General features: G+C 39.1%; 19 protein-coding genes and 1 pseudogene. 12 read left to right on the forward strand and 8 right to left on the reverse strand.

Annotated features, from left to right (window positions below):
- Positions 1–98: 98 nt before the first annotated feature.
- The gene (locus I6F41_RS07235) at positions 99–3,410 is read right to left on the reverse strand and encodes a hypothetical protein (RefSeq protein WP_089368194.1); all 3,312 of its coding nucleotides are present in this window, start codon (positions 3,408–3,410) and stop codon (positions 99–101) included.
- Positions 3,411–3,599: 189 nt separating this feature from the next.
- Here I6F41_RS07235 and I6F41_RS07240 point away from each other — a divergent pair, with 189 nt between their 5' ends.
- The gene (locus I6F41_RS07240; RefSeq protein ID WP_011328027.1) at positions 3,600–4,931 is read left to right on the forward strand and encodes a dicarboxylate/amino acid:cation symporter; all 1,332 of its coding nucleotides are present in this window, start codon (positions 3,600–3,602) and stop codon (positions 4,929–4,931) included.
- Between the two features lie 85 nt (positions 4,932–5,016).
- On the opposite strand, the gene sohB is transcribed toward I6F41_RS07240, so the two are convergent.
- The gene (sohB, locus tag I6F41_RS07245; protein ID WP_197108101.1) at positions 5,017–6,033 is read right to left on the reverse strand and encodes a protease SohB; all 1,017 of its coding nucleotides are present in this window, start codon (positions 6,031–6,033) and stop codon (positions 5,017–5,019) included.
- Positions 6,034–6,133: 100 nt separating this feature from the next.
- Complete coding sequence (locus tag I6F41_RS07250) at positions 6,134–8,563, reverse strand: VolA/Pla-1 family phospholipase (RefSeq protein ID WP_197108031.1); 2,430 nt, start codon at positions 8,561–8,563, stop codon at positions 6,134–6,136.
- Between the two features lie 206 nt (positions 8,564–8,769).
- Between I6F41_RS07250 and I6F41_RS07255 the strand changes: the two genes are divergently transcribed.
- Positions 8,770–9,516: a YciK family oxidoreductase gene (locus I6F41_RS07255; RefSeq protein WP_011328024.1), complete on the forward strand. Its 747-nt coding sequence runs from the start codon at positions 8,770–8,772 to the stop codon at positions 9,514–9,516.
- A gap of 286 nt (positions 9,517–9,802) precedes the next feature.
- On the opposite strand, the gene rluB is transcribed toward I6F41_RS07255, so the two are convergent.
- The 3 genes from rluB to I6F41_RS07270 all read right to left on the reverse strand — a co-directional run bounded on the left by rluB (position 9,803) and on the right by I6F41_RS07270 (position 11,936).
- A complete protein-coding gene (gene rluB, locus I6F41_RS07260; RefSeq protein WP_011328023.1) occupies positions 9,803–10,675 on the reverse strand; it encodes a 23S rRNA pseudouridine(2605) synthase RluB in 873 nt (290 codons plus the stop codon).
- A complete protein-coding gene (gene scpB / locus I6F41_RS07265; protein ID WP_011328022.1) occupies positions 10,672–11,262 on the reverse strand; it encodes an SMC-Scp complex subunit ScpB in 591 nt (196 codons plus the stop codon). Before scpB ends, rluB begins: the two co-directional genes overlap by 4 nt.
- A 152-nt stretch (positions 11,263–11,414) precedes the next feature.
- The gene (locus I6F41_RS07270) at positions 11,415–11,936 is read right to left on the reverse strand and encodes an EF-hand domain-containing protein (protein ID WP_058373266.1); all 522 of its coding nucleotides are present in this window, start codon (positions 11,934–11,936) and stop codon (positions 11,415–11,417) included.
- Between the two features lie 313 nt (positions 11,937–12,249).
- On the opposite strand from I6F41_RS07270, the gene xthA reads away from it, so the two are divergent.
- Genes xthA through I6F41_RS07285 form a run of 3 tightly spaced genes read left to right on the forward strand, consistent with a single transcriptional unit; the run spans position 12,250 to position 14,526 of the window.
- Positions 12,250–13,056 (forward strand): exodeoxyribonuclease III, encoded by an 807-nt coding sequence (xthA, locus tag I6F41_RS07275; RefSeq protein ID WP_011328020.1) that lies wholly within the window; start codon positions 12,250–12,252, stop codon positions 13,054–13,056.
- Positions 13,057–13,060: 4 nt separating this feature from the next.
- Positions 13,061–13,708, forward strand: a complete 648-nt coding sequence (locus I6F41_RS07280) for an energy-coupling factor ABC transporter permease (protein ID WP_041454686.1) — start codon at positions 13,061–13,063, stop codon at positions 13,706–13,708.
- A complete protein-coding gene (locus tag I6F41_RS07285) occupies positions 13,705–14,526 on the forward strand; it encodes a putative RNA methyltransferase (RefSeq protein WP_011328018.1) in 822 nt (273 codons plus the stop codon). Before I6F41_RS07280 ends, I6F41_RS07285 begins: the two co-directional genes overlap by 4 nt.
- 13 nt (positions 14,527–14,539) lie before the next feature.
- Here the strand turns inward: I6F41_RS07285 and yfbV are convergent, their stop codons facing one another.
- Positions 14,540–14,986, reverse strand: coding sequence for a terminus macrodomain insulation protein YfbV (gene yfbV, locus I6F41_RS07290; protein WP_011328017.1), 447 nt, complete (start codon positions 14,984–14,986; stop codon positions 14,540–14,542).
- A gap of 436 nt (positions 14,987–15,422) precedes the next feature.
- On the opposite strand from yfbV, the pseudogene I6F41_RS18165 reads away from it, so the two are divergent.
- From I6F41_RS18165 to I6F41_RS07310, 5 genes and pseudogenes are all read left to right on the forward strand, one after another.
- A pseudogene (locus I6F41_RS18165) lies at positions 15,423–15,521 on the forward strand (ACT domain-containing protein); the annotation flags it as partial.
- Positions 15,522–15,524: 3 nt separating this feature from the next.
- Positions 15,525–16,022: a PTS glucose transporter subunit IIA gene (locus tag I6F41_RS07295; protein WP_011328014.1), complete on the forward strand. Its 498-nt coding sequence runs from the start codon at positions 15,525–15,527 to the stop codon at positions 16,020–16,022.
- Positions 16,023–16,026: 4 nt separating this feature from the next.
- Positions 16,027–16,371 carry an ArsC family reductase gene (locus tag I6F41_RS07300; protein WP_011328013.1) on the forward strand — a complete coding sequence of 115 codons (345 nt, stop codon included), beginning with the start codon at positions 16,027–16,029 and terminating at the stop codon, positions 16,369–16,371.
- Positions 16,371–17,501 carry a succinyl-diaminopimelate desuccinylase gene (gene dapE, locus I6F41_RS07305; protein ID WP_011328012.1) on the forward strand — a complete coding sequence of 377 codons (1,131 nt, stop codon included), beginning with the start codon at positions 16,371–16,373 and terminating at the stop codon, positions 17,499–17,501. The genes I6F41_RS07300 and dapE overlap by 1 nt, the downstream gene beginning before the upstream one ends.
- A complete protein-coding gene (locus I6F41_RS07310) occupies positions 17,501–18,184 on the forward strand; it encodes a M15 family metallopeptidase (protein ID WP_179806629.1) in 684 nt (227 codons plus the stop codon). The genes dapE and I6F41_RS07310 overlap by 1 nt, the downstream gene beginning before the upstream one ends.
- Here the strand turns inward: I6F41_RS07310 and I6F41_RS07315 are convergent.
- Positions 18,181–19,053, reverse strand: a complete 873-nt coding sequence (locus I6F41_RS07315; protein ID WP_197108033.1) for a DMT family transporter — start codon at positions 19,051–19,053, stop codon at positions 18,181–18,183. The genes I6F41_RS07310 and I6F41_RS07315 overlap by 4 nt on opposite strands.
- 204 nt (positions 19,054–19,257) lie before the next feature.
- On the opposite strand from I6F41_RS07315, the gene I6F41_RS07320 reads away from it, so the two are divergent.
- On the forward strand, positions 19,258–20,622 hold the full coding sequence (locus I6F41_RS07320; RefSeq protein WP_197108035.1) for a COG3014 family protein: 1,365 nt from the start codon (positions 19,258–19,260) through the stop codon (positions 20,620–20,622).
- A gap of 8 nt (positions 20,623–20,630) precedes the next feature.
- On the forward strand, positions 20,631–21,056 hold the full coding sequence (locus I6F41_RS07325; protein WP_058373255.1) for a YcfL family protein: 426 nt from the start codon (positions 20,631–20,633) through the stop codon (positions 21,054–21,056).
- Position 21,057: the final 1 nt, after the last annotated feature.

Raw genomic sequence — 21,057 nt, forward strand, 5'->3', positions numbered from 1 at the left:
ATTTAAACAAACAGGTGTTTTTAGAGTAATTGATGGGGAATATATAGAATAGAAACAAAAAATGCCAACCTTATGGTTGGCATTTTTCAATTTAGTTTTTATTTACTGTCAAATATCGCGATACCTTTTTTAACTGTTTTAGTACTACCCGACTGAGTTTTGAACTCGAATGCTATAGATAGTATGCCATCAAACTTATCGTTACCATCGGCTTCTCGTGAGATCCTAACATCTGAATACATTGGCGTATCGCGGTTAGTATTCGGAACCACATCACTACTTTCAATGATGGATAAGTCACCATTAGTAGTTGAAAGCGAAATAGTTGTACCTGCTGGTAATGGATTACCAAATTCGTCAGTATAATGGATACGAACTGTGATGCCGCCTAAACCAATATCTACTTTTTCTGGTACTGAAGGATCGGTCCCATCGTATGCCGGATTATCGACACTCACCGTAGATAAATCGATTGCATCAACATCACAACGCTCTATGGTATCTGAGGTTTCGAAATTACCCGCAATAGAAGCGGAACAATCTGCCGGCACATAAACTTGATAAGGCGCTGGCAATATATTGTTAGTTTTTAATACTGAAAAACGCAAATATGGATCATCGCCTGACATTACTAGCTCAAACTGCTTGCGTACTTCAATCAATTCGCGTGAACATTCGCCTGCCGTACTAGCCGCTTCACTACATAATAAACCATTGTATTTACCATCAGCTAAATTATAAATCCCGTCATTATTTAGGTCACGCCAAGTTTCGTTATGGCCACCACGTGAATTGAGTTCTGAACACGCATCACTTGCTGGATCATTAGCGTCACCGCAATTAACTTTATCGAACGAGGCATTTTCATTATGGTCAATAAACGCTTCTGGTAAGTCGTAACTTGCATAGTATTCACCGATATCAAATAAGCCATTTCTGCGTTGCACTGTCGCTGTTGACTCTTCATCAACAAAGTTTTCTTGACCTTTTGTAACAGCCAGAATGCTCACGCGACCACCCATAACAACACCATCGGGACTATTTTTAGCGCGCTTAATACCATTAATACACGGCGCTGCAGAGCCAAAGTAAGGGTCACAGTTTACTAACCCTGTTTTTGGGTTAATTCCTTCTGTTGTTGAAGGATCGTTGTCAATTTCGCCAATACGATTACCCCATTTCTTTTCATAAAAAGGGCGGTCGCCTTGTGATCGCCAAGTAACAACACAGGTCGCATCATTTGTTTTACAGGTAACTTCATTACTTGATGAGCCTATAACGCCGGCTTCTGCTAAAATGGTGGCTTCAACACCGTCGCCATTATAGTTATTAAACTGGTCACCAAAAAACACCGTAATATCAGTAGTTACGCCATTATAATTTAATGAATTTGTATTGAATATAACTGGGCTCGCATCAAAACTATTTTGATCAGTTACTCCAGATGCCAAAGTTAATTGTGATGAAACTGAGCTAATTTGCTCCGATAGTGGTACTAAGTTAAGTGTACCTTCCGGACAAATTGCATTATTTGGATCCGTTTGGCAAAGTTCAAAATCATCAACCCAACAGGTTAAATCATCACCTGCAGGTAAATTGCTTACATCAACTTTAGAAATGTAACAGGCTTTAACAACTAACGGGCCTGGAACTATACCTGACGTTACAGTAGTTTGGACAAAGCCATTACTATCTGTGTTGCCACTTAACGATGTTAACTTAGCAGCACCAATTGAATCGGTTAGTTTAAAATCGATACGTTGTTGTGTTGATACAATGCCGTCTGCATCTAACAATTTAAATTTAACAATAGATTGTGTTGGCGCACCGCCTTCACCCGGAGGAAGCGCTATAAATGTTTCACTTACATCAACAAATTGAATTGACTGCACCGCTGAGGTTTCTACTGGGATAGTCGTCGCTATAGTAAAGTTTTTACCGCCAGTTTCTACCGTGATATTAATATCGTCATCAATGCTACAGCCTGTTGCACGATACGTGGAGGTCGCGATACCACCAGAAGATTTAACCGAGGCGTCTATTACTGACTGACCACTAATAACACAAGTTGAACTAAACTCAACATCCGTCGGGGTTAAATATAAATTGCCTGCTTCATCACGCAGTGTTACTTCGATAACTGTACTGCCGCCTGCTTTTAAAGGAATAACATTTCCAGCAGCATCTTTATTTAAACCGTTGTTAACCTCAAGGGTTAAATCTGCAATCCCTACTGCAAAGTTAATGGCTGCACTTTCACCTAACGATCTCGCTGTTACAGTTCCTGCACCGCCTGTATTTCCTGGTTGTAATTTAAGTAATGCAACACCAAAATTATCGGTAAGTGCTGTACCAGAAGAGGGCAATACTGACCCTAAGTTAGTCGATATATTTACTAGTGAACTCTTAGTACCTTCGCCACTTTGCTCATCTGTTACCTCTATAAATAACTCACCTAACTCAGAAGATGAAATAGTATTCGCTATTGTACATCCAGATGAAACTTGAGTTGGATCGAGCTTAACCGCATCTCGATTATCATCCCAGCCAGGCAAACATCCGGTTAATAATTTAACCGATACCGAAAAGCGTGCCAAATTAATTGGGGCAGAGTCACCCGATGAATAAAAAACGGCTGTATTACTTACTGAAGCTGAATTACTTGATGTATAACTAGCAACAACTTGGCCAGCACCTTTAAAGTTACCACTAGAGAGTGTTACACGTGCTTCGCCTGCGCTATTTGTAATCGCAGTACCAAGATCTGGAGTGATTTTGCCAGTAAACTTAGTTGTAAACGTGATCAGTTGTTCACTAAGTGCAACGCCATCATTTTGTAACGTAGCTATTACTGTGCCTGGATTAATTGCAGTGACTGGATTAGTGTCTGAAAACTTTTCACCTATCTTATCAACAATATTAACCGTTAGCGTGGTGGAACCAGACACGCCAGTATCGTCGCCCTGACCTCCTGTTGATTGAAAAGCAAAGGTCCCCTCATAACTCTCACCATCAACAATGTATGACGCAGTAACTTCACCAGCTCCGGCATCTACGCCTGCAGTTAATTCCACGGTAGCAATACCATCATTTTGTGTAAGTGCTGACAAAGGATTCAAATCACCAATATCGTCAACAAGGGTAAAAGTAATTCGTTTACCGGCAACCACTTCACCATCTCGTTTTAGTGTAGCCCGTAAATCTAGCGCAGAGGCCGCTGTAACAGTATTCGATGCGCTGCCATCCTCTTGGGAGTAGCCTTGAAGTGTAACGGCGTAGGTGGGTACATCAGGTGTTGTTCCTCCGTTACCATCACCTATACTGCCCTCCTTTTCAAGTGAGCCACCACCACCACAAGCTGTGATAAAAAAGCTGAGCATCATAATGCTTAGCAGTCGTGTTAAAGGCATAAACCTCTCCCTAGCGTTATTATTATTAACTTTGTATTGTTTACCTCATGTTAACCTATAACTTAGTCTAAAATCACAGTTTTTTGATACTTTCTTTGATAAAAAAATTTAAATTATTAATAAATTTTTCTGTATAAATATTTACATGCTGGTAGGCTGTGCCAAATTTATAAAAAATAGATTGGAAATATGTCGAAAATACGTTCAATGAGCTTAACAACTCGCATAATGATAGGCATGGCATTAGGTATTGCCGTAGGCTTTTTATTTCAAGCTATATTAGCTGGTGAAGACGATTACCTAATACCACTTGGGTTATTCTCTTTGCCAATTAAAGCTTTTTTTGTTGATGGAATTTTTCACATTGGTGGGCAAATATTTATTGCCAGCTTAAAAATGCTGGTTGTTCCTTTAGTATTTGTATCTTTAGTGTGTGGCACATGTAGCTTAAGCGATCCTAAAAAATTAGGCAGCTTGGGTGGTAAATCAATTGGTTTATATTTAATTACCACAGCCTTAGCTATTACTCTGGCTATTACTTTGGCTTTACTGTTTAGCCCTGGCGTAGGTATTGACTTGCCAACAGATGCAAGTTACGACGTATCTGAGGCACCTACCTTAGCGCGCGTTATTATAGATATGTTTCCAACCAACCCTTTTGAAGCTATGGCAAAAGGTAATATGCTTCAAGTTATTGTTTTCGCATTACTGTTTGGTATTGCTATGGCACTTAGTGGTAATGCAGGAAAACGCGTAGCGGTGGTTTTTGAAGACCTTAATACGGTAATTTTAAAACTAGTTACTTTGTTAATGAACGTTGCGCCTTACGGGGTGTTTTTCTTAATGGCAAAGTTATTTACTACCATAGAGTTAAACTTAATTGTTAGCTTGGCTAAGTACTTTTTTGTAGTGGTTGCCGCTTTATTATTACATGCGTTTGTAAATTACAGTTTGTTATTAAAACTATTGACTGGTTTAAACCCTGTAATTTTCTTAAAGAAAATGAAACACGCCTGTTTGTTTGGTTTTAGTACTTCAAGCTCAAGTGCAACTATGCCAATTACTCTTGAAACAGCCACTAAAAAACTCGGGGTTAATAACTCTGTTGCTTCATTTACTATTCCGCTAGGTGCAACCATAAACATGGATGGCACTGCCATTATGCAAGGGGTTGCCACTGTATTTATTGCACAAGTGTTTAGTGTTGATTTAACCATTTCTGATTACTTAATGGTAATTTTAACGGCTACGTTAGCGTCTGTTGGCACGGCCGGCGTACCGGGTGTTGGCTTAATTATGTTAGCAATGGTACTTAATCAAGTAGGCCTACCAGTAGAGGGTATTGCAATAATTATTGGTGTAGATAGATTGCTAGATATGACCCGCACTGCAGTTAATATTACGGGTGACTGTATGGTTACCTGTGTGGTTGCTAAATCTGAAGGTCAGCTAGATGAGTCTATTTATAATGACCCAAATGCAGCGAAAGATTTAGAAAACATAAGTAAATCTATGAATTAGTAAATAACTTCGCATTAAAAAACCCTTGATTAATTCAAGGGTTTTTTATTGGCCAAAGCTAATTAAGCTTAAAGTAATCCACTATTTATGGATTTAATGATTTAAACTTAGAAACTAAATTAACCCCTGCCTTATTAACTGCACTACTAAAGCCAAGTGCTAACTTGTCACTTAAACCTTTTTTAATCTTATATTTAATCTTATAAATTTGACGCTCATCTTGTTGTTCAAGCAAAGCATCATCACTGGTTTTTATAACATCCACCAAGCCTTTCTCTATTGCTTGAGTTGCAAACCAATGCTCACCTGTAGCCACTGAGCTTATATCTAAACTTGGGCGCTGTGTGCTTACGAAAGTTTTGAATAAGCCATGAGTTTGCTCAATTTCTTCACGAAACTTTTCACGCGCTTTATCGGTGTTCTCGCCAAATAAAGTAAGAGTACGTTTAAACTCCCCCGCAGTAATTTGCTCAAATTCAACATCGTTTTTCTTTAATATTTTATTAAAGTTAGGTATTTGCGCTATTACGCCAATCGAGCCTACAATAGCAAATGGCGCTGCAATAATTTCATCAGCAACACAGGCCATCATATAACCACCGCTTGCTGCTACTTTATCTATAGCAACACTCAAAGGTATACCTGCATTTTTAATGCGCTGTAACTGTGAAGCTGCAAGCCCATAACCATGTACTACCCCACCTCCACTTTCTAAACGAATAAGTACTTTATCTTTGCTCGCATCTGCAATAGAAATAATAGCGGTTATTTCCTCTCTTAAACTCTCTACTTCATGTGCATCCATACTGCCTATAAAGTCAACCACATATAATCGCGGTTTTGGCTCTTTACTGTCATTTTTTTTATTATTTGCCTTAAGCTTTTTTTGATGTGCTTTAAGTTCTTTTTTACCTAAAGTATTGTGTAAAAAGCTTTGTTTAATATTATCTAGTTGCTCAGAAATATTATCTATTTGTATTTCACCCTTTTTAGCTTTTGGCTTAACTGCCGCGCCAACTATCAGCATTAAAATGATGGCTATAGCAATAACAAAAGTAACCGTTTTAGCGAAAAACAAACCGTATTCGTATAAAAATTCCAACACTTTTCTCCATTTATAAATTTCAGCTAATTTAGCATGCTTTTTAACAAAAAAAAGCCACTAAACAGTGGCTTTGGTTACTTAATTGCGTTGTAAGCTATTAATCGGTCACAACATCACTATTTGTAATTAACAACAAACGACCACGAGCGGCTAAGTAAGTTGCAATTTGCAATTGCATTTCAGAGTTAGCAGCAAAGCTACCTGCAGCATCCGATCCCGCCTCTTCACTAGGCGCTGGTGTTAATACTGAACCATGATGCCCTTTTGTAAATTTAACTAAATAGCTAGACGGCGTGGCACTAGATGCTTGTGATGTGCTCACTGTTTCTAAGCCCATAAAGTTTGCCAGTGGTAAACTACCTGCAAGTGGATTGCTAGCAACACTTGGAGGTATAACTTGGTCTGGCTTATTGCCTGCGCCATCGCCCACTACCACGTTCATATATACAGGCGTTTCGAGTGCTTTAACGGTTGCGGCATAATTAGTTGGGTCGCCACTATCTAGTGCAGTTTGTGCTGCAAAAGCAAATTGTGTCATTACGCCTTTAATATTTGCCAGCTTACCCGTTTCGCCAGCCATAGTTAAAGCCGTTGCATATTCGGTGTAACCACATGATAGGAAATCTTGCATATTTGGCAGTAATACACCGCAGTTAGAAATTGCATCACCTTGTAAAAATGCATTAAATTCCGTTGCTTCGGTTGTACCTGCTTGTGATAACACCGAGCCTTGAATAAATGGGCCAAACGCAGGTGATTCTAGTAAGAAACTGGCAATACCACCGCCGCCACTTGCAAGCGCAACTGTATTAACGTTAAACAGTGGATCAAGTGTTTCAGCCATTGGGCTATTTGCTTGGGCAATAAACGCCGGCGCTACAATTGAACCCAGTGAGTGACCAACATAGCTCACATCTTTACTGTTTATACTTGTATCATTAATAAAGTTTAGGCCAAGACGCAAGCCTAATAAATCGGCGCTTGATTGACGTAAACTATCACGGGCAACAAGCAGTGAGCTTAGGTTCATATAACTAAGTACTGAACCTGTGGTTGCATTAAAGTCATCGTTACCGTCTGCATCTACGTCAATTCCTCGCTCGCCATGGCGCGGGTGATCAATTGCAATTGTGGCAAAACCCTGAATAGAAAGCTGCGCCGTTAATGTCAGCATGGTTTCTTTATTGGTAGTAATACCGTGCTGCATAATAACCACAGGCCAGCCACTTTCAGGCATAGCAATAGGTGCTAATTGTAAACTTGCGCGCACACCATTAATTATAGGCAAAATAGGTTTAGTCACTTGCACTGGCACATTGGCCATACTTTGCACTTTAGGAATTGAATTATATTTGGTTAAATGACGCGTGCTATCTAACCCTAAATCACGTAATTTACCACCGCTTAATGCGGCACATGCGCCGTCATTTTCACTAATTGGATCAGTAGGAAATGCAGCACCTGCTTGTGCTTTATAACCCAATACAGCAACTGCGTTATCACACATGCCTTGCCAATAAGTGTCGTTTAAATCGCTAATTTCTTTACCTGTAGGCGTACCTAAATACATAGGCAACATAATGCTACCTTTTTGGTATTGCACACCTTGAAAGGCATCACTAACAGTAACACCTTGTGATTGAAATACTTGCTGTACATTTACCATTGGCTGAGTAGGTACAGTAATTGCTGGTGTCGGTAAATTTGGATTTTGCAGGCTCGCTGCTAATAACTTTTTAATTGTACCAAGCACAGGGCCTGCCGATTGCATAGTCATTGCAGCAGAAAAAATAATTTCATCTTTAGTAATATTGCCTGAACTAACAACCACATTTTCGTAGCTATTAACAGCCCCCTGTAGCGCTAGTTGTGATGGCGTAATTAACGGCGCTTCTTGTTTTACTGTAGCGTAAGTAGATGACGGCTCAATAGCACGCCCTTGTGAGTCTTTGAGCTCTGTGGTTAATACATTAATATAAGAGCTGCCGGCTTTAAATGGCTTAAGTGGAATAACCGCCACCGCATCACCAGATGCCTGGGTGATAAAGTCCACACCAAATTGTAGTTCACCTACTAATTTACAGGCAGCACCTGCAGGTGCTTGTGAGCATTGTTCATCTGTTAAACTTGCTCCCATTATTACTTCAAAAATACGTACTGAACCTGGTGTACCTGCAGAGGTGGCATCTAGGCTTACATTTGGTGGGAAAGTTAAATCTATTTTAAAAGGAACTTGAGTAGACCAGCCATCAAGCGCACCTAGTGCAAGTTGAGGGTTAGCATAAGCAGCACGAGGAATTGACACATTAGCGTCATTTAACTCCCCAGGAATATTTAAAGTACCATCTTGGGTACCGCTCATTAATAAATCATTGGGTACAGATATAACCCCATTAGCGGGATCAAACTTTACCGTCGCCTTTGGGATAACTGTAACCGAATCGTTTTTAACATCTTCTAGCGTTTCTCCGCCGCCACAACCTGCAAGAGCAGCTGTAACCGAGAGTGAGAGTAGCATTTTTTTCATATTGTTGGCTCCGCACATATCTTATTTTTATAGTGTGTTTATTAAGTATATTAAGTTAAAACAATGTAATCAGTTTATTAATGAGACATTAGACCAGTTAAACTTAACGTAAACTTTCTACTTTCGCCACCTAAATTTACAATAAATTCGATTACTTAATGTTTTGCTATGTTAAAATCAAAAAAAATTCATCCATGGGTACTTTTATGAACACCTATCAAGCTGCTGAAAATGCACTTAAAGATAAAGTTATTTTAATCACCGGCGCAGGTGATGGAATTGGCCGAGTAGCTGCAATTACATACGCTAAATACGGCGCAACTGTTATTTTATTAGGCAAAACAACTAATAAACTAGAATGTGTTTATGATGAAATTGTTAAAGCAGGTTATCCACAACCGGCAATAGTCCCTATGGATTTAAAAGGCGCAACTAAGCAAAACTACCGCGATCTAGCTGCCACTATAGAGTCTCAATTTGGCTGTCTTGATGGTTTATTAAATAATGCGGGCATTTTAGGCACGTTAGGGCCACTTGAGCACTTTTGCTCGTCAACTTTTGAAAACATAATGAAGGTTAATGTCACCGCGCAAGCTATGATCACTAAAGCGCTGTTTCCGGTACTGCGCAAATCTAAAAATGCATCCGTGGTATTTACATCATCTGGCGTGGGCCGTAAAGGTCGCGAATTTTGGGGGCCTTATGCTATTTCGAAATTTGCTGTAGAGGGCATGATGCAAACATGGGCATGTGAAGTAGGTAAAACCAATATACGTATTAATTGTATTAACCCTGGTGCTACACGCACTTCAATGCGCGCTAGTGCTTATCCTGGTGAAGACCGAGATAAACTTGCAACACCTGAAGACTTAATGCCTACTTACTTATATTTAATGAGTGATGATTCGAGTAATGTGAATGGCGAGTCGCTTGACGCTCAAGTAAAAAAATAGCTATTACTCTAATGTAGATACAAAAAAAGCCGCTCAAAATTTTGAGCGGCTTTTTTAATGCCTAACTAATTTAACCTGAACTCTGGTTAAGAGATTTACTAACATATTGAATCATCGTTATATTTAATTTTATTTTCTCTAGCCAGAGGTTTTCAGTGAAAACAAGGCGAATTTACGCGTCAATAGCTGGCCTATTGCAAGTAAATTCAACGCAGTTAGCGCTGAAAATAGCTGCTTGAGATAAGTTTATTATCCGGAGCTCAGGTTAATTTAACTAAATAGCAGGTTACTTACGTTTAGTTGGTTTAACACGCTGATTGTGCTTTTTAACCGCTTTACGTATTTGGTTTATTTTGGCACGCTTATCTTTGCGTTTTTCAGGCATTACAGAAAGCTTAGTTTGTGTTTCACGTCCTAACTTAACTGTTTTACGTAAATAGTTTACAGTGTCTAGGTCGTATTCAATCCAACCACCTTGTGGTACGCGCTTATCCAGCTCTAATTTACCGTAACGAATACGAATTAGGCGAGAAACTTCCACCTCTTGTGATTGCCATAAACGACGAACTTCTCGGTTACGTCCTTCATTAAGCGTTACATTGTACCAACGGTTTATACCTTCGCCGCCCATAGGGTTAACCGTAAGAAACTTTGCTGGGCCATCTTCAAGTTCAACACCACGGGTTAAGTTTTTAATGGTTTCTTTGGTTACTTCACCAAATACACGGGCTGAGTATTCACGTTCAACCTCGTAACTTGGGTGCATGAGTCGGTTTGCTAATTCACCATCGTTAGTAAATAGCATCAAGCCTGCGGTATTAATATCTAATCGGCCAACCGCAATCCAGCGCTCGCCATCAATACGAGGGAGTCGGTCAAATACAGTACGACGACCTTCAGGATCTTTACGCGTGCTTAACTCACCTTCAGGCTTGTTATACATTATTACGCGACAAATTCTATCCGCTTTTTCTTCAATTTTTACTGTATGGCCATCAACGCGAATTGAATCTGTTTCTTCAACACGATCGCCTAATTTAGCCACTTTGCCGTTAACGCTAACGCGGTTTGCATCAATGTATTTTTCCATTTCACGGCGTGAGCCTACGCCAGCACGGGCTAGGACTTTTTGTAACTTTTCACCTTGTATAACACTCATTCGGATGGTTCTCTCACAGAAGGATCACTTAATAACTGGTTAATTTTACTTTGCTGTTGCTCTGGCAAGGCAGGTAAATTATCTAAACCTGTTATCGAAAAATAATCTAAAAATTGTTTAGTAGTCGCATATAGCGCCGGCTTACCCGGCACTTCTTTGTGGCCTACCACTTTAATCCACTCTCTTTCGAGTAGTGTTTTAATAATATTTGACCCCGTAGTAACACCACGCACTTGTTCAATTTCGGCGCGTGTAATTGGTTGCCTATAAGCAATTAGCGATAATGTTTCGAGCAAAGCACGCGAATATTTGGGCGCGCGTTCTTGCCATAAATTACTTAGCCAAGGGCTTAAGCTACTACATGCCTGAAAACGATAACCACTGCCTACTTCTACCAAACGAATACCACGGGTCTGAAAATGTGTTTGTATTGCTGTTATTGCATCGTTTATACGCACCATAGATATTGCTAAATCGGCTAAAACAACATCCTTTAGATGACGTTTACTTAATGGTTTGTCAGCAACAAAAATCGCCGCTTCAATGATCTCAATTAATTGCTCATCACTAACTCGCCGACCCACCATAAACGCTCTTAAACTAATAAACACACACAGCCAACTATTATGCCAGAACTACAGCAAAGTAGGAAAACATATCGAGCAATTTAGTAAATCAAAGCCACAAAAAAAGCCAGTGCACAGCACTGGCTCCTTCCTCACACTTTAAAATGGTGTGCTTAGCTGTTATTGGCGCTTTTAAGTGCGTCGTCTTCAGCGACTGCATTGCCATATTTTTTTATGTAAGTTACAAATTCACGTTTGCTAACACGCTTGTCTTTATTTACATCCATATAGCCAAAGTGATTTGAAATATCATCATCGTCTGCTTCTTCTACCGAAATATAGCCACTTTTATCGTTATCTAAACTCGAGAAACTGCTTTGTATTTTATCAAATTTAGTAATATCCGCTTTAAATGCTGATTCGCTTACTTCACTGTCTGTGGCAACTTTTCCGGTATTTAATTGCATGTACGCATTAAATTCATTGCGACTTATTTGATTATCCATATTGGTATCAATATTTGAAAAGTGTTGCCAAATATTATCGTCATCGGCTTCAACTTTCGAAATAAAACCATCACTATCGTTATCTAAACTTGCAAAGTCACTATCAATTTTATCTAACCCTTGGTTAGATGCACAAGCTGCTAAGCTTAACGTTGCTAAAATAGTAGAGGCTAATGTTAACTTTTTCATAAGACGTATCCTTGTAGTTAATTAATGTCACTTTAACTAATACAAGTTAAATGCCAAAAACACTAACCCCTTAAAATCAATTAGTTACAACTAAAATATAAGTAAAAAACTAACGTAATACATTATAGTAATGAAAGCTTTGCTTCATGCCTTGTAATTTTTGCAAAAATATTGGTGTAATACCGGACATTACAGCGAGTGTTTTTACACTTAAAAGTTCAGCCAATAACTTCCTTGTTTCGGGCGTGTTATGTAAGTGTATTTACTGATATAATTTAACGCATTATATAGAACCAATTTTAAGGTATATGCTATGAAAGTGATTTCTTTCAATATCAATGGTCTGCGTGCGCGTCTTCATCAATTACAAGCTATTATCGACAAACATCAACCCGATATTATTGGCCTACAAGAAATTAAAGTTCATGACGAAGCGTTCCCACTAGAAGATGTACAAAAAATGGGATATCACGTTTATTATCATGGCCAAAAAGCCCATTACGGCGTAGCTATGTTATGCAAAAAAGAACCTAAATCGGTATTTAAAGGCTTTGCCACTGATACTGAAGAGTCACAAAAGCGCATGATCAGTGTTACCGTAGAGCAAGACAATGGCCGTGATTTAACGGTAATGAATGGTTATTTCCCGCAAGGTGAAAACATTAATCACGAAACCAAGTTCCCATATAAACGTCAGTTTTATAAAGATTTAATGACCCACCTGCAAACAAATCATACCCCTGATGAAGACGTGATTGTAATGGGCGATATTAATATTTCACCTACCAACCTAGATATAGGTATTGGCGAAGTAAATGCTAAACGTTGGTTAAAAACCGGTAAATGTTCTTTTCAACCGATAGAGCGTGAATGGCTGGCAACATTACTTAATTGGGGCTTTAAAGACACCTTTAGAGAGCAAAACCCAGAAACCAGCGATCAATACTCGTGGTTTGACTACCGCTCAAAAGGGTTTTTAGATAACCGTGGCCTACGAATTGATGTTGTACTTGCAACACATGAGCTAGCCGCGCGTTGTATAGACACAGGTATAGATTACGAATTACGTGGCATCGAAAAGCCATCGGATCATGCCCCTATTTGGTCTGAATTTAAATAACCCTATGCTTAGCCTCCCAATGCAAGGGCTACTTTGGGCCCTTGTAATCGCTATAAGCTTATTTAGTATTGATAAAGCGACCTATAAAGCACTCTACAATGTACCCATACGCCAAACAGGAGTACTTGCATGTGCGTTGGTGTTTGCTGTTTTATGGCGCATTAAAGCTGGTATTTTAACGGGCCTTGATTTACATATTTTAGGTATTACTGCAGCTACACTTATACTCGGTTGGCGTTTAACTATTTTAAGTAGTGTTCTGGCAACGGCGCTATTAGCCGCATTTGGTTTAATTGAGTTTGAGTTACTGCCAGTGCAATTGCTTATTGGCGCATTTATTCCTATTTTATTGAGCTACTTGGCTTTTATTGTTAGTTATCAGTATTTACCGCGCCACTTTTTTGTTTATATATTTGTATGTGCGTTTATTACGGCTGGGTTTATCGCCTGTATAAAAATAGCTTTAGGGGCATTATTTTATCTTGCTATTGGTCAATATAGCTGGCAACAATTAGCAGATAATTACGTTTACTTAAGCGCTATTATTTGGCTGCCAGAAGCCATGTTAAACGGTATGGCTATTACAATTATGATCACTTATCGCCCACATTGGGTAAAAACTTTTTACGATAAGGACTACCTAGGCTCATGAGTCTTGAATATAGCTGCCCACTGTGTAGCAACTTACTAATAAAAACAGCTAATATGCTTCGCTGTGAAAACAACCATAGTTTTGACTTTGCAAAAGAAGGCTATGTAAATTTATTGCCTGTACAGCAAAAAAACTCAAAACAACCTGGTGACTCATTAGAAATGGTGCAAGCTAGGCGCGCTTTTTTAGAGCGCAACTATTATGCCTTTTTACAGCACGAACTTGGCCAAATTATTAGTAATATAGCAGCTAATAATATTATTGACTTAGGGTGTGGTGAAGGATTTTATACCCAAGCTTTAGCTAGTAATACCCAAGCTACTGTGTACGGGGTTGATATATCGAAGGCGGCGGTAAAATATGCGGCAAAACGCTACAGCAATTGTCACTTTAGCGTGGCATCCATTAGCCAAGCACCTTTTAAAAGCTACTTTGCCGATGTATTGGTCAGTGTATTCGCACCATTATTTACTCAAGAACTAGCAAGACTTGCTAAACCCGGTTCAACACTCGTAGTGGCAAGCCCCGGACCTCAGCATTTAAAAGAGTTAAAAGAGTATATTTACTCAAGTGTTAATGAACATACACAAATAGAAGTACCTGCAATGTTTACACAAACATCGCAAACACTCATCACTGAGCAAGTTACCTTAAACTTTAGCGACGTTAAAAACTTAATAATGATGACACCATTCGCGTGGAAGTTCAGACCCGAGCACTGGTTAGCACTCGAAGAAAAAGGTGAACATAATGTCACCTTATCGTTTTATATTACACAATTCACAAGAGATAAAAGCATAGCTGTTGCGCACATATAAAGGCAACAGGCGCTTAAAATTGCTCTTTAGTGAACGTTTTGTCCATTTTATCAAACATATCGTTAAGTAATTCTTCAAGCTCCAAGTAACGGGGCTTTTTTTCGCTACGCTGTGCTTGATAGCCATTAGCCACCATTTTAGCATAAAGCTCGTTATACCAACGTTGCATGGCAGGCTCTAACTCGGTTTGCGCTCTTTTTCCTAACCATAACAAACCTTGTAAAGGGAGCGATATAAAAAAAAGCGCGCTTGCAATTGCTTGCGGTAAAAAGTCAGAGCCAAGGTAATTTAACTGAAAAAATAACGTTAGCATGGCTAATATTGGCATTACCGTAATCGCCAACTCTGTCGCCTTTATTACTTTAAACTCAGCAAACAAAGGAGCTAATTCTTTTCGCATTGGCCATTTTTTAGCGTACACACGCCCTATTTGTACTTGCGACATCACACTTTTTTGCATCATGACTCCTCATACATAATATCAACACTACCAATAATATTGGTTGTTATCATGATAGTGTAACACAAATTATTTTATATGGAATTTTCATAAAAACGCACTAAACGAGTAAAAAATCACTCATACTTTAAGGCCTTTTGTTTGAACAGGTTTCGTCTCAATATTAATACATACGCTGTTAAGTGCTAAATGGATCTTTTCTAATCTAATAATTTTAAACATTATAATCAGTACGTTAAGCCACTTATACGCCACAATTCCCACAGTTATCCACAGAAAATGTGGACAACATAATTAACCTCACTTTTGCTAACGTAACCACAACTAGCTTAGTTACTGTTACTGCTTTAATTTAAGGTTAATAATCTATACTATAACCTTATAGTTATTGCTGTTCGTCGGGCTTTTAATGTCAAAAAAAACATTACAATTGCATAGTACAGTCGATACCGATTATATATTAGTAAAAAAACACACCGTAGATTTAGCTATTACCGCTTTGAAAAAAGATGGCTATAACGTAATTTTTGAGTGACTTATGAAACCGCAAACAATAGATTATTTAGCTCAGAATAAATTACCTCGTCATGCCATTAATATTACTAGCCCATTTTCAGGAAAAGTAATAGCACTTAACGAACACCCCGAACCACTTTTTCGCTTTGGCACATTAGGCCCAGGTATTATGGTACAGCTAAGCAACCATAAAATATTAGCCCCGTTTGACGGCACTTTGCTGCAGGCAAAAAATGCCGGCACCGAATTTATTTTACAAGCTAAAAACGGCCTAAAAGTACTGATTAATTTAACTATTGCGAGCTCGCAACACATTACCCATACCCACATAGCTCAGTTAAATGGTAGCAAAATAAGTAAAGGCCAACGCCTTGCTTATTTTGATTTACGCGAACTTGATACACCTATGCTAGCAAGTTTAATTTTGCTCAATGGCCACAGCCTAGGTACATTTCACTTTTCACACTTGCAGGTAAATGCGGGTGTCGATACTTTATTAACTATTATTAAAAAGAAGTAGATTTATGATCACCCTTTACGGCATAAGCAATTGCGACACTATAAAAAAAGCTAAAAAATACTTAACCGATAACAACATTGAGTTTACTTTTCATGACTATCGCAAAGATGGCGTAAACGAGAGTATGGTTAGCAACTTTGCTGATAAACTTGATTGGGAGCAGCTTGTAAACAAGCGTGGCACCACTTATCGCGCTTTAAGCGATGATGAAAAACAAAGCTTAACTAGAGAAAAAGCGATACCGTTATTAGTTGAGCAGCCTGCAATGATAAAACGCCCTGTACTGGTTAATAATAACGAGTACCACTTAGGTTTTAAAGCAGCACAATACGATGAGATTTTTAAATAATGACAAATGACGTAATCGCTCTAGCGCAAGCCTTAATACAACGCGAGTCAGTAACACCTGAAGATGCTGGCTGCCAGCAAATGATGAACGATAGATTGCAAGCAGTTGGCTTTAACATCGAATCGTTATTTTTTACCGATACCTTAAATACTTGGGCACGCAAAGGGACGCAATCGCCACATTTTTGTTTTGCCGGGCACACCGATGTAGTTCCCACAGGCCCTGAGAAAAACTGGCAGTACCCGCCATTTTCTGGCCTAGTTGAAAATGGTTTATTACACGGGCGCGGTGCAGCCGATATGAAAGGCTCATTGGCAGCTATGCTGGTTGCTACTGAGCGTTTTGTAACAAAGCACCCAGACCATAAAGGCTCTATTTCTTTTTTAATTACTTCAGATGAAGAAGGCCCATTTATAAACGGCACTACTCGGGTAATTGACACCCTTGAAGCTCGCGGTGAAAAAATAGATATGTGTTTAGTTGGCGAGCCTTCATCTCGTGATGTATTAGGCGATGTAGTTAAAAATGGACGCCGAGGCTCACTTACCGGCTTTTTAACTGTTAAAGGTATACAAGGGCATGTGGCATACCCGCAGTTAGCGCAAAACCCTATTCATTTAACTACCCCTGCACTCACTGAGCTAAGCCAAACAGTATGGGATCACGGTAACGAGTACTTTCCCGCCACTAGTTTTCAAATTTCAAATATAAATGGCGGCACTGGGGCCGGTAATGTGATCCCCGGGGAGTTAGAAGTACAGTTTAACTTTAGGTTTAGTACTGAAGTTACTCATACGCAATTACAACAACGCGTTAACGCTATTTTACAGCAGCATAATTTAAATTATGAATTAAGCTGGATTGTAAACGGCCAACCGTTTTTAACAGAGCACGGCCCACTGGTTGACGCCACAGTAAAGGCAATTAAATCGGTAACCGGTTTAACAACAAATCTAGAAACGACTGGCGGTACATCAGATGGGCGTTTTATTGCTCAAACCGGCGCTAAAGTAATTGAGCTTGGCCCGCGCAATGCCACTATTCATAAAGTAGATGAATGTGTAAGTACCGATGACTTAATTGCACTGTGCGATATTTACGAGCAAATTTTAGAAAACCTACTAACGTAATGGACTCAAAAAAAACAACCACAATGTGTATTACAGGACAAAGTGATACGCATTTAACCCAAATTCAAAATCATCGTTTGCACTGCAATATCGTTAATGATTTTTTAGCACTGCAAAGTGCCGCAAAAACAGCAGGGTTTGAGCTTACAATAGCTTCCAGCTTTCGTGACTTTAACCGCCAAGCGGCTATTTTTAACGCTAAATTTTCAGGTGCACGCCCTGTTTATAATAAACAACAGCAAGTTGTTGAATTAGATAACTTAAGCGATATAGATAAATGTATTGCCATTATGCTCTACTCTGCACTGCCTGGCGCAAGTAGACATCATTTAGGAACAGATTTAGATGTGTTTGATAAAGCGGCAGTGAGTGATGATTACCAGTTGCAACTCACGCCCGATGAATATCAACAAAGCGGCCCATTTGCCCCACTGAGCGACTGGCTAGATGCTAACTTAGCACTATTTGGGTTTTATCGACCTTATCAGCATGACTTAGGTGGTGTAGCCCCCGAGCTTTGGCATATTAGCCATATTAAGCAGTCGCAATTACTGGTTAATATGCTTAGTCTGCAAGTACTGCATGAGTGTATAAGTAATAGTGACCTATTAGCCAAAGAGGCTATTTTAGCCAACTTACCCATGCTTTATGAGCGCTTTATAATAAACGTTAGCCCTGTTTAACAGGGCTGTTTTTTATTGAGCGTAAATACCAGCACTGCCCCCAAAATAACACTGCTGGCAACTATAAATTGCACGGTTAACTGCTCAGATAAAAACACCACGCCCGCAATGGCAGCAAGCACAGGTACACATAGCTGCACCACTGCTGCTTGGGTGCTTTTTAATTTTGGCATTGCCGTATACCAAATACTGTAACCAATACCTGAAGCTATTGCGCCACTGGCACATGCAAGTAACACCCCTTCTATGCGGATACTTTTTATATAACCCATACCTATTATTAGCAATATAGGCAAAGCAACTAAGCTGCGAATAAAGTTAAATGCAGAGGTTCTCAGTGGTGATATACAAGCTTTGCCTCGTATACTATAAACACCCCACGCTATGCCACTAATGGCCATAAGGGTCGCTCCAAATAATGAAGGTATTGCTGCAGAGGGCAACATTAAATAAACAAAACCGGCAAAAGCGCTTATAAATGCCAACCATTGTAATAGACTCAATTGCTCTTTTTTATAAATTCCCCAGCCAATCATAGTAAGTTGTACCGCGGAAAATAAAACAAGTGCACCAGTGCCGGTATCAAGCTCTATATACGCGATAGAAAAACACAATGCATAAACAAGCAAACTAATACTACTTCGCCAACTTCCTGTATCTTTTAATATTTCGCTATTAAACGTACCGTTACGTTTTGTAGTATTAGTATAAAGCAGCATAATAATGGCTAAACATACAGCCCCGCTAAGTAAGCGAATAACAGTAAAGTTCCATGCATCTATATACCCTTGTGCGAGCGCCATTCTGCACAATAAAGAGTTAGCGGCAAACGCAATTAAAGCACTTAAAGTGTACAACGTTGTTTTCAAAAACAATCCTTAGCTAAAATAAGTACAGTTAACACTGTCAATTTAATGATTTTTAGATTTAGTTATTATAATAACATTACAATATTAATACGATTAACGCTTCGTTCACTGCTCGGCAGTTATGCTACGCTTTTTTACAATATTTCACATATTTTTTTAATGGGTGTATGTTAGTCTTATTAAGTAAATTTAAAGGAGTGCTCAGTGCGCCGTAGCTTAATATTTAGTTTTTGTTTTATTTTAAGTGGTTGTAGTACCATAGGATTTAGCGATCTATTTAATGACTATGCGACTCAAGTAACCCCTGTAAGACAAGCAATAGAGAGTAACAACATAGCGCAAGCGCAGTCGCTTATTGCTAAAAATAGTAGTATGCACAGTAGCTACTTACTTAATCAACTAGAGCAAGCGCGCCTTGCCGACTTAGCTAATATGCAAACCGATGCGCAAAGCCAATTTGAAAACGTTTATCAACAAGTACAAAACAAGCGCGAGGCTGCCAAAGTTCAGCTCAGTAGTGGGCTTGAACAAAGTAATGCTTTATTTACCAACGACTCGGCTATTACTTATATACCCGCCCCTTATGAAATGAGCATGCTGCATAGTTATAAAGCGCTTAATTACGTATATAAAAATGATGTTGAAGGTGCATTAGTTGAAGTTAGGCGGGCTAATAAAGTACAAGTAGACGCACTTATTCAAAATCAGGCAGCGCTAGATTCCGCTACAAAAGAAGCGCAGCAGCATTATCCAAGTATGAGCAAGGTTACCCGAGACGTTAAAAATGGCTTTCAAAATGCTTATACTTTTTATTTATCCGCTTTATTGTACCAAAGCAGTAAACAGTATGATGATGCCTACATTGACTATAAAAAAGCACTCGAAATACAACCCAACAATATTTATTTGCAACGTGATGTACTTCGCCTTGCTAAAAAACAAGGCTTTGATCAAGACCTAAGCGACTTTAAAAAGCGCTTTGGTGAGGCAGCAAATATACCGCCTGAACAAGGCGAAGTAGTTATATTATTTGAACAAGGCTTAGTGCCTAAGCAACACGAATTTAAATTACGTTTACCTATTTTTACCTCTGGTGGTAATGCACGTTTTTATAGCTTAGCCATGCCAGTTTATAAAGACAACGCCTATGTTCGTAGCATTAATAACATCAGTATTAATGCCCAAAACTTAGTATTAAGCCCGCTAGTGCACATAGAATCACTGGCTGCTAAAACGTTAGAAGATCAAATACCTGCCAGAATAGCGCGGCAAATACTACGTTTAGTCGCCAAAGAAAAAGTACGAGCCGAACTGGCTCGTAGCACCGGAGACGTAGGTAATATAATTGCGAACATTTATAACTTAGCCTCTGAGCAAGCCGATACACGTAGTTGGCTCACGCTACCAAATCAAATAAGTGTGGCGCGAAGTAGCTTAAACAGCGGCGCGCATTCATTAACCATAGGCACGCAAGCGCCAATAAATTTTACCGTTAGTAAGCAAAGGTTAACCTTAATTTATCTAACCTCTATAAATAACTACTTTAATTATCATGTAGTACAACTCTAGGAGCGATTATGAGATACATAATGCCATTATTTGCGGTTTTAATACTCAGTGCCTGTGCTGGCAAACCAGACACATCGGGTATAGCAATTGAGCAAGGTAATAAAACATTTAATCAGCAACTACGTGTTGATAACCCAGAGCTTGGTGAGAAACTAGCTATTAGTGACGTAAAAACACGTCAAACAAACCAATTAACTGACGTGGTAGTTACCTTAGCAAGCCAATATAAAAAGTCGCAATACTTACAGTATCAATTTAATTGGTACGACAAAGACGGCTTTGTTATTAAGGGCAATCACTCCCCTTGGCAAGCAATTACCTTATTTGGCTTTGCACAAACACAATTACCAGGCCTAGCACCCAGCCCAGATGCAGTTACCTTCTCATTAGCAGTAAGAGAAGTGTCTACCGATGCGCAAGAATTTAAAGAATAAA

It is taken from the genome of Pseudoalteromonas sp. SCQQ13 (genome assembly GCF_015864415.1).
In the GTDB taxonomy this organism is placed as follows: domain Bacteria; phylum Pseudomonadota; class Gammaproteobacteria; order Enterobacterales; family Alteromonadaceae; genus Pseudoalteromonas; species Pseudoalteromonas nigrifaciens.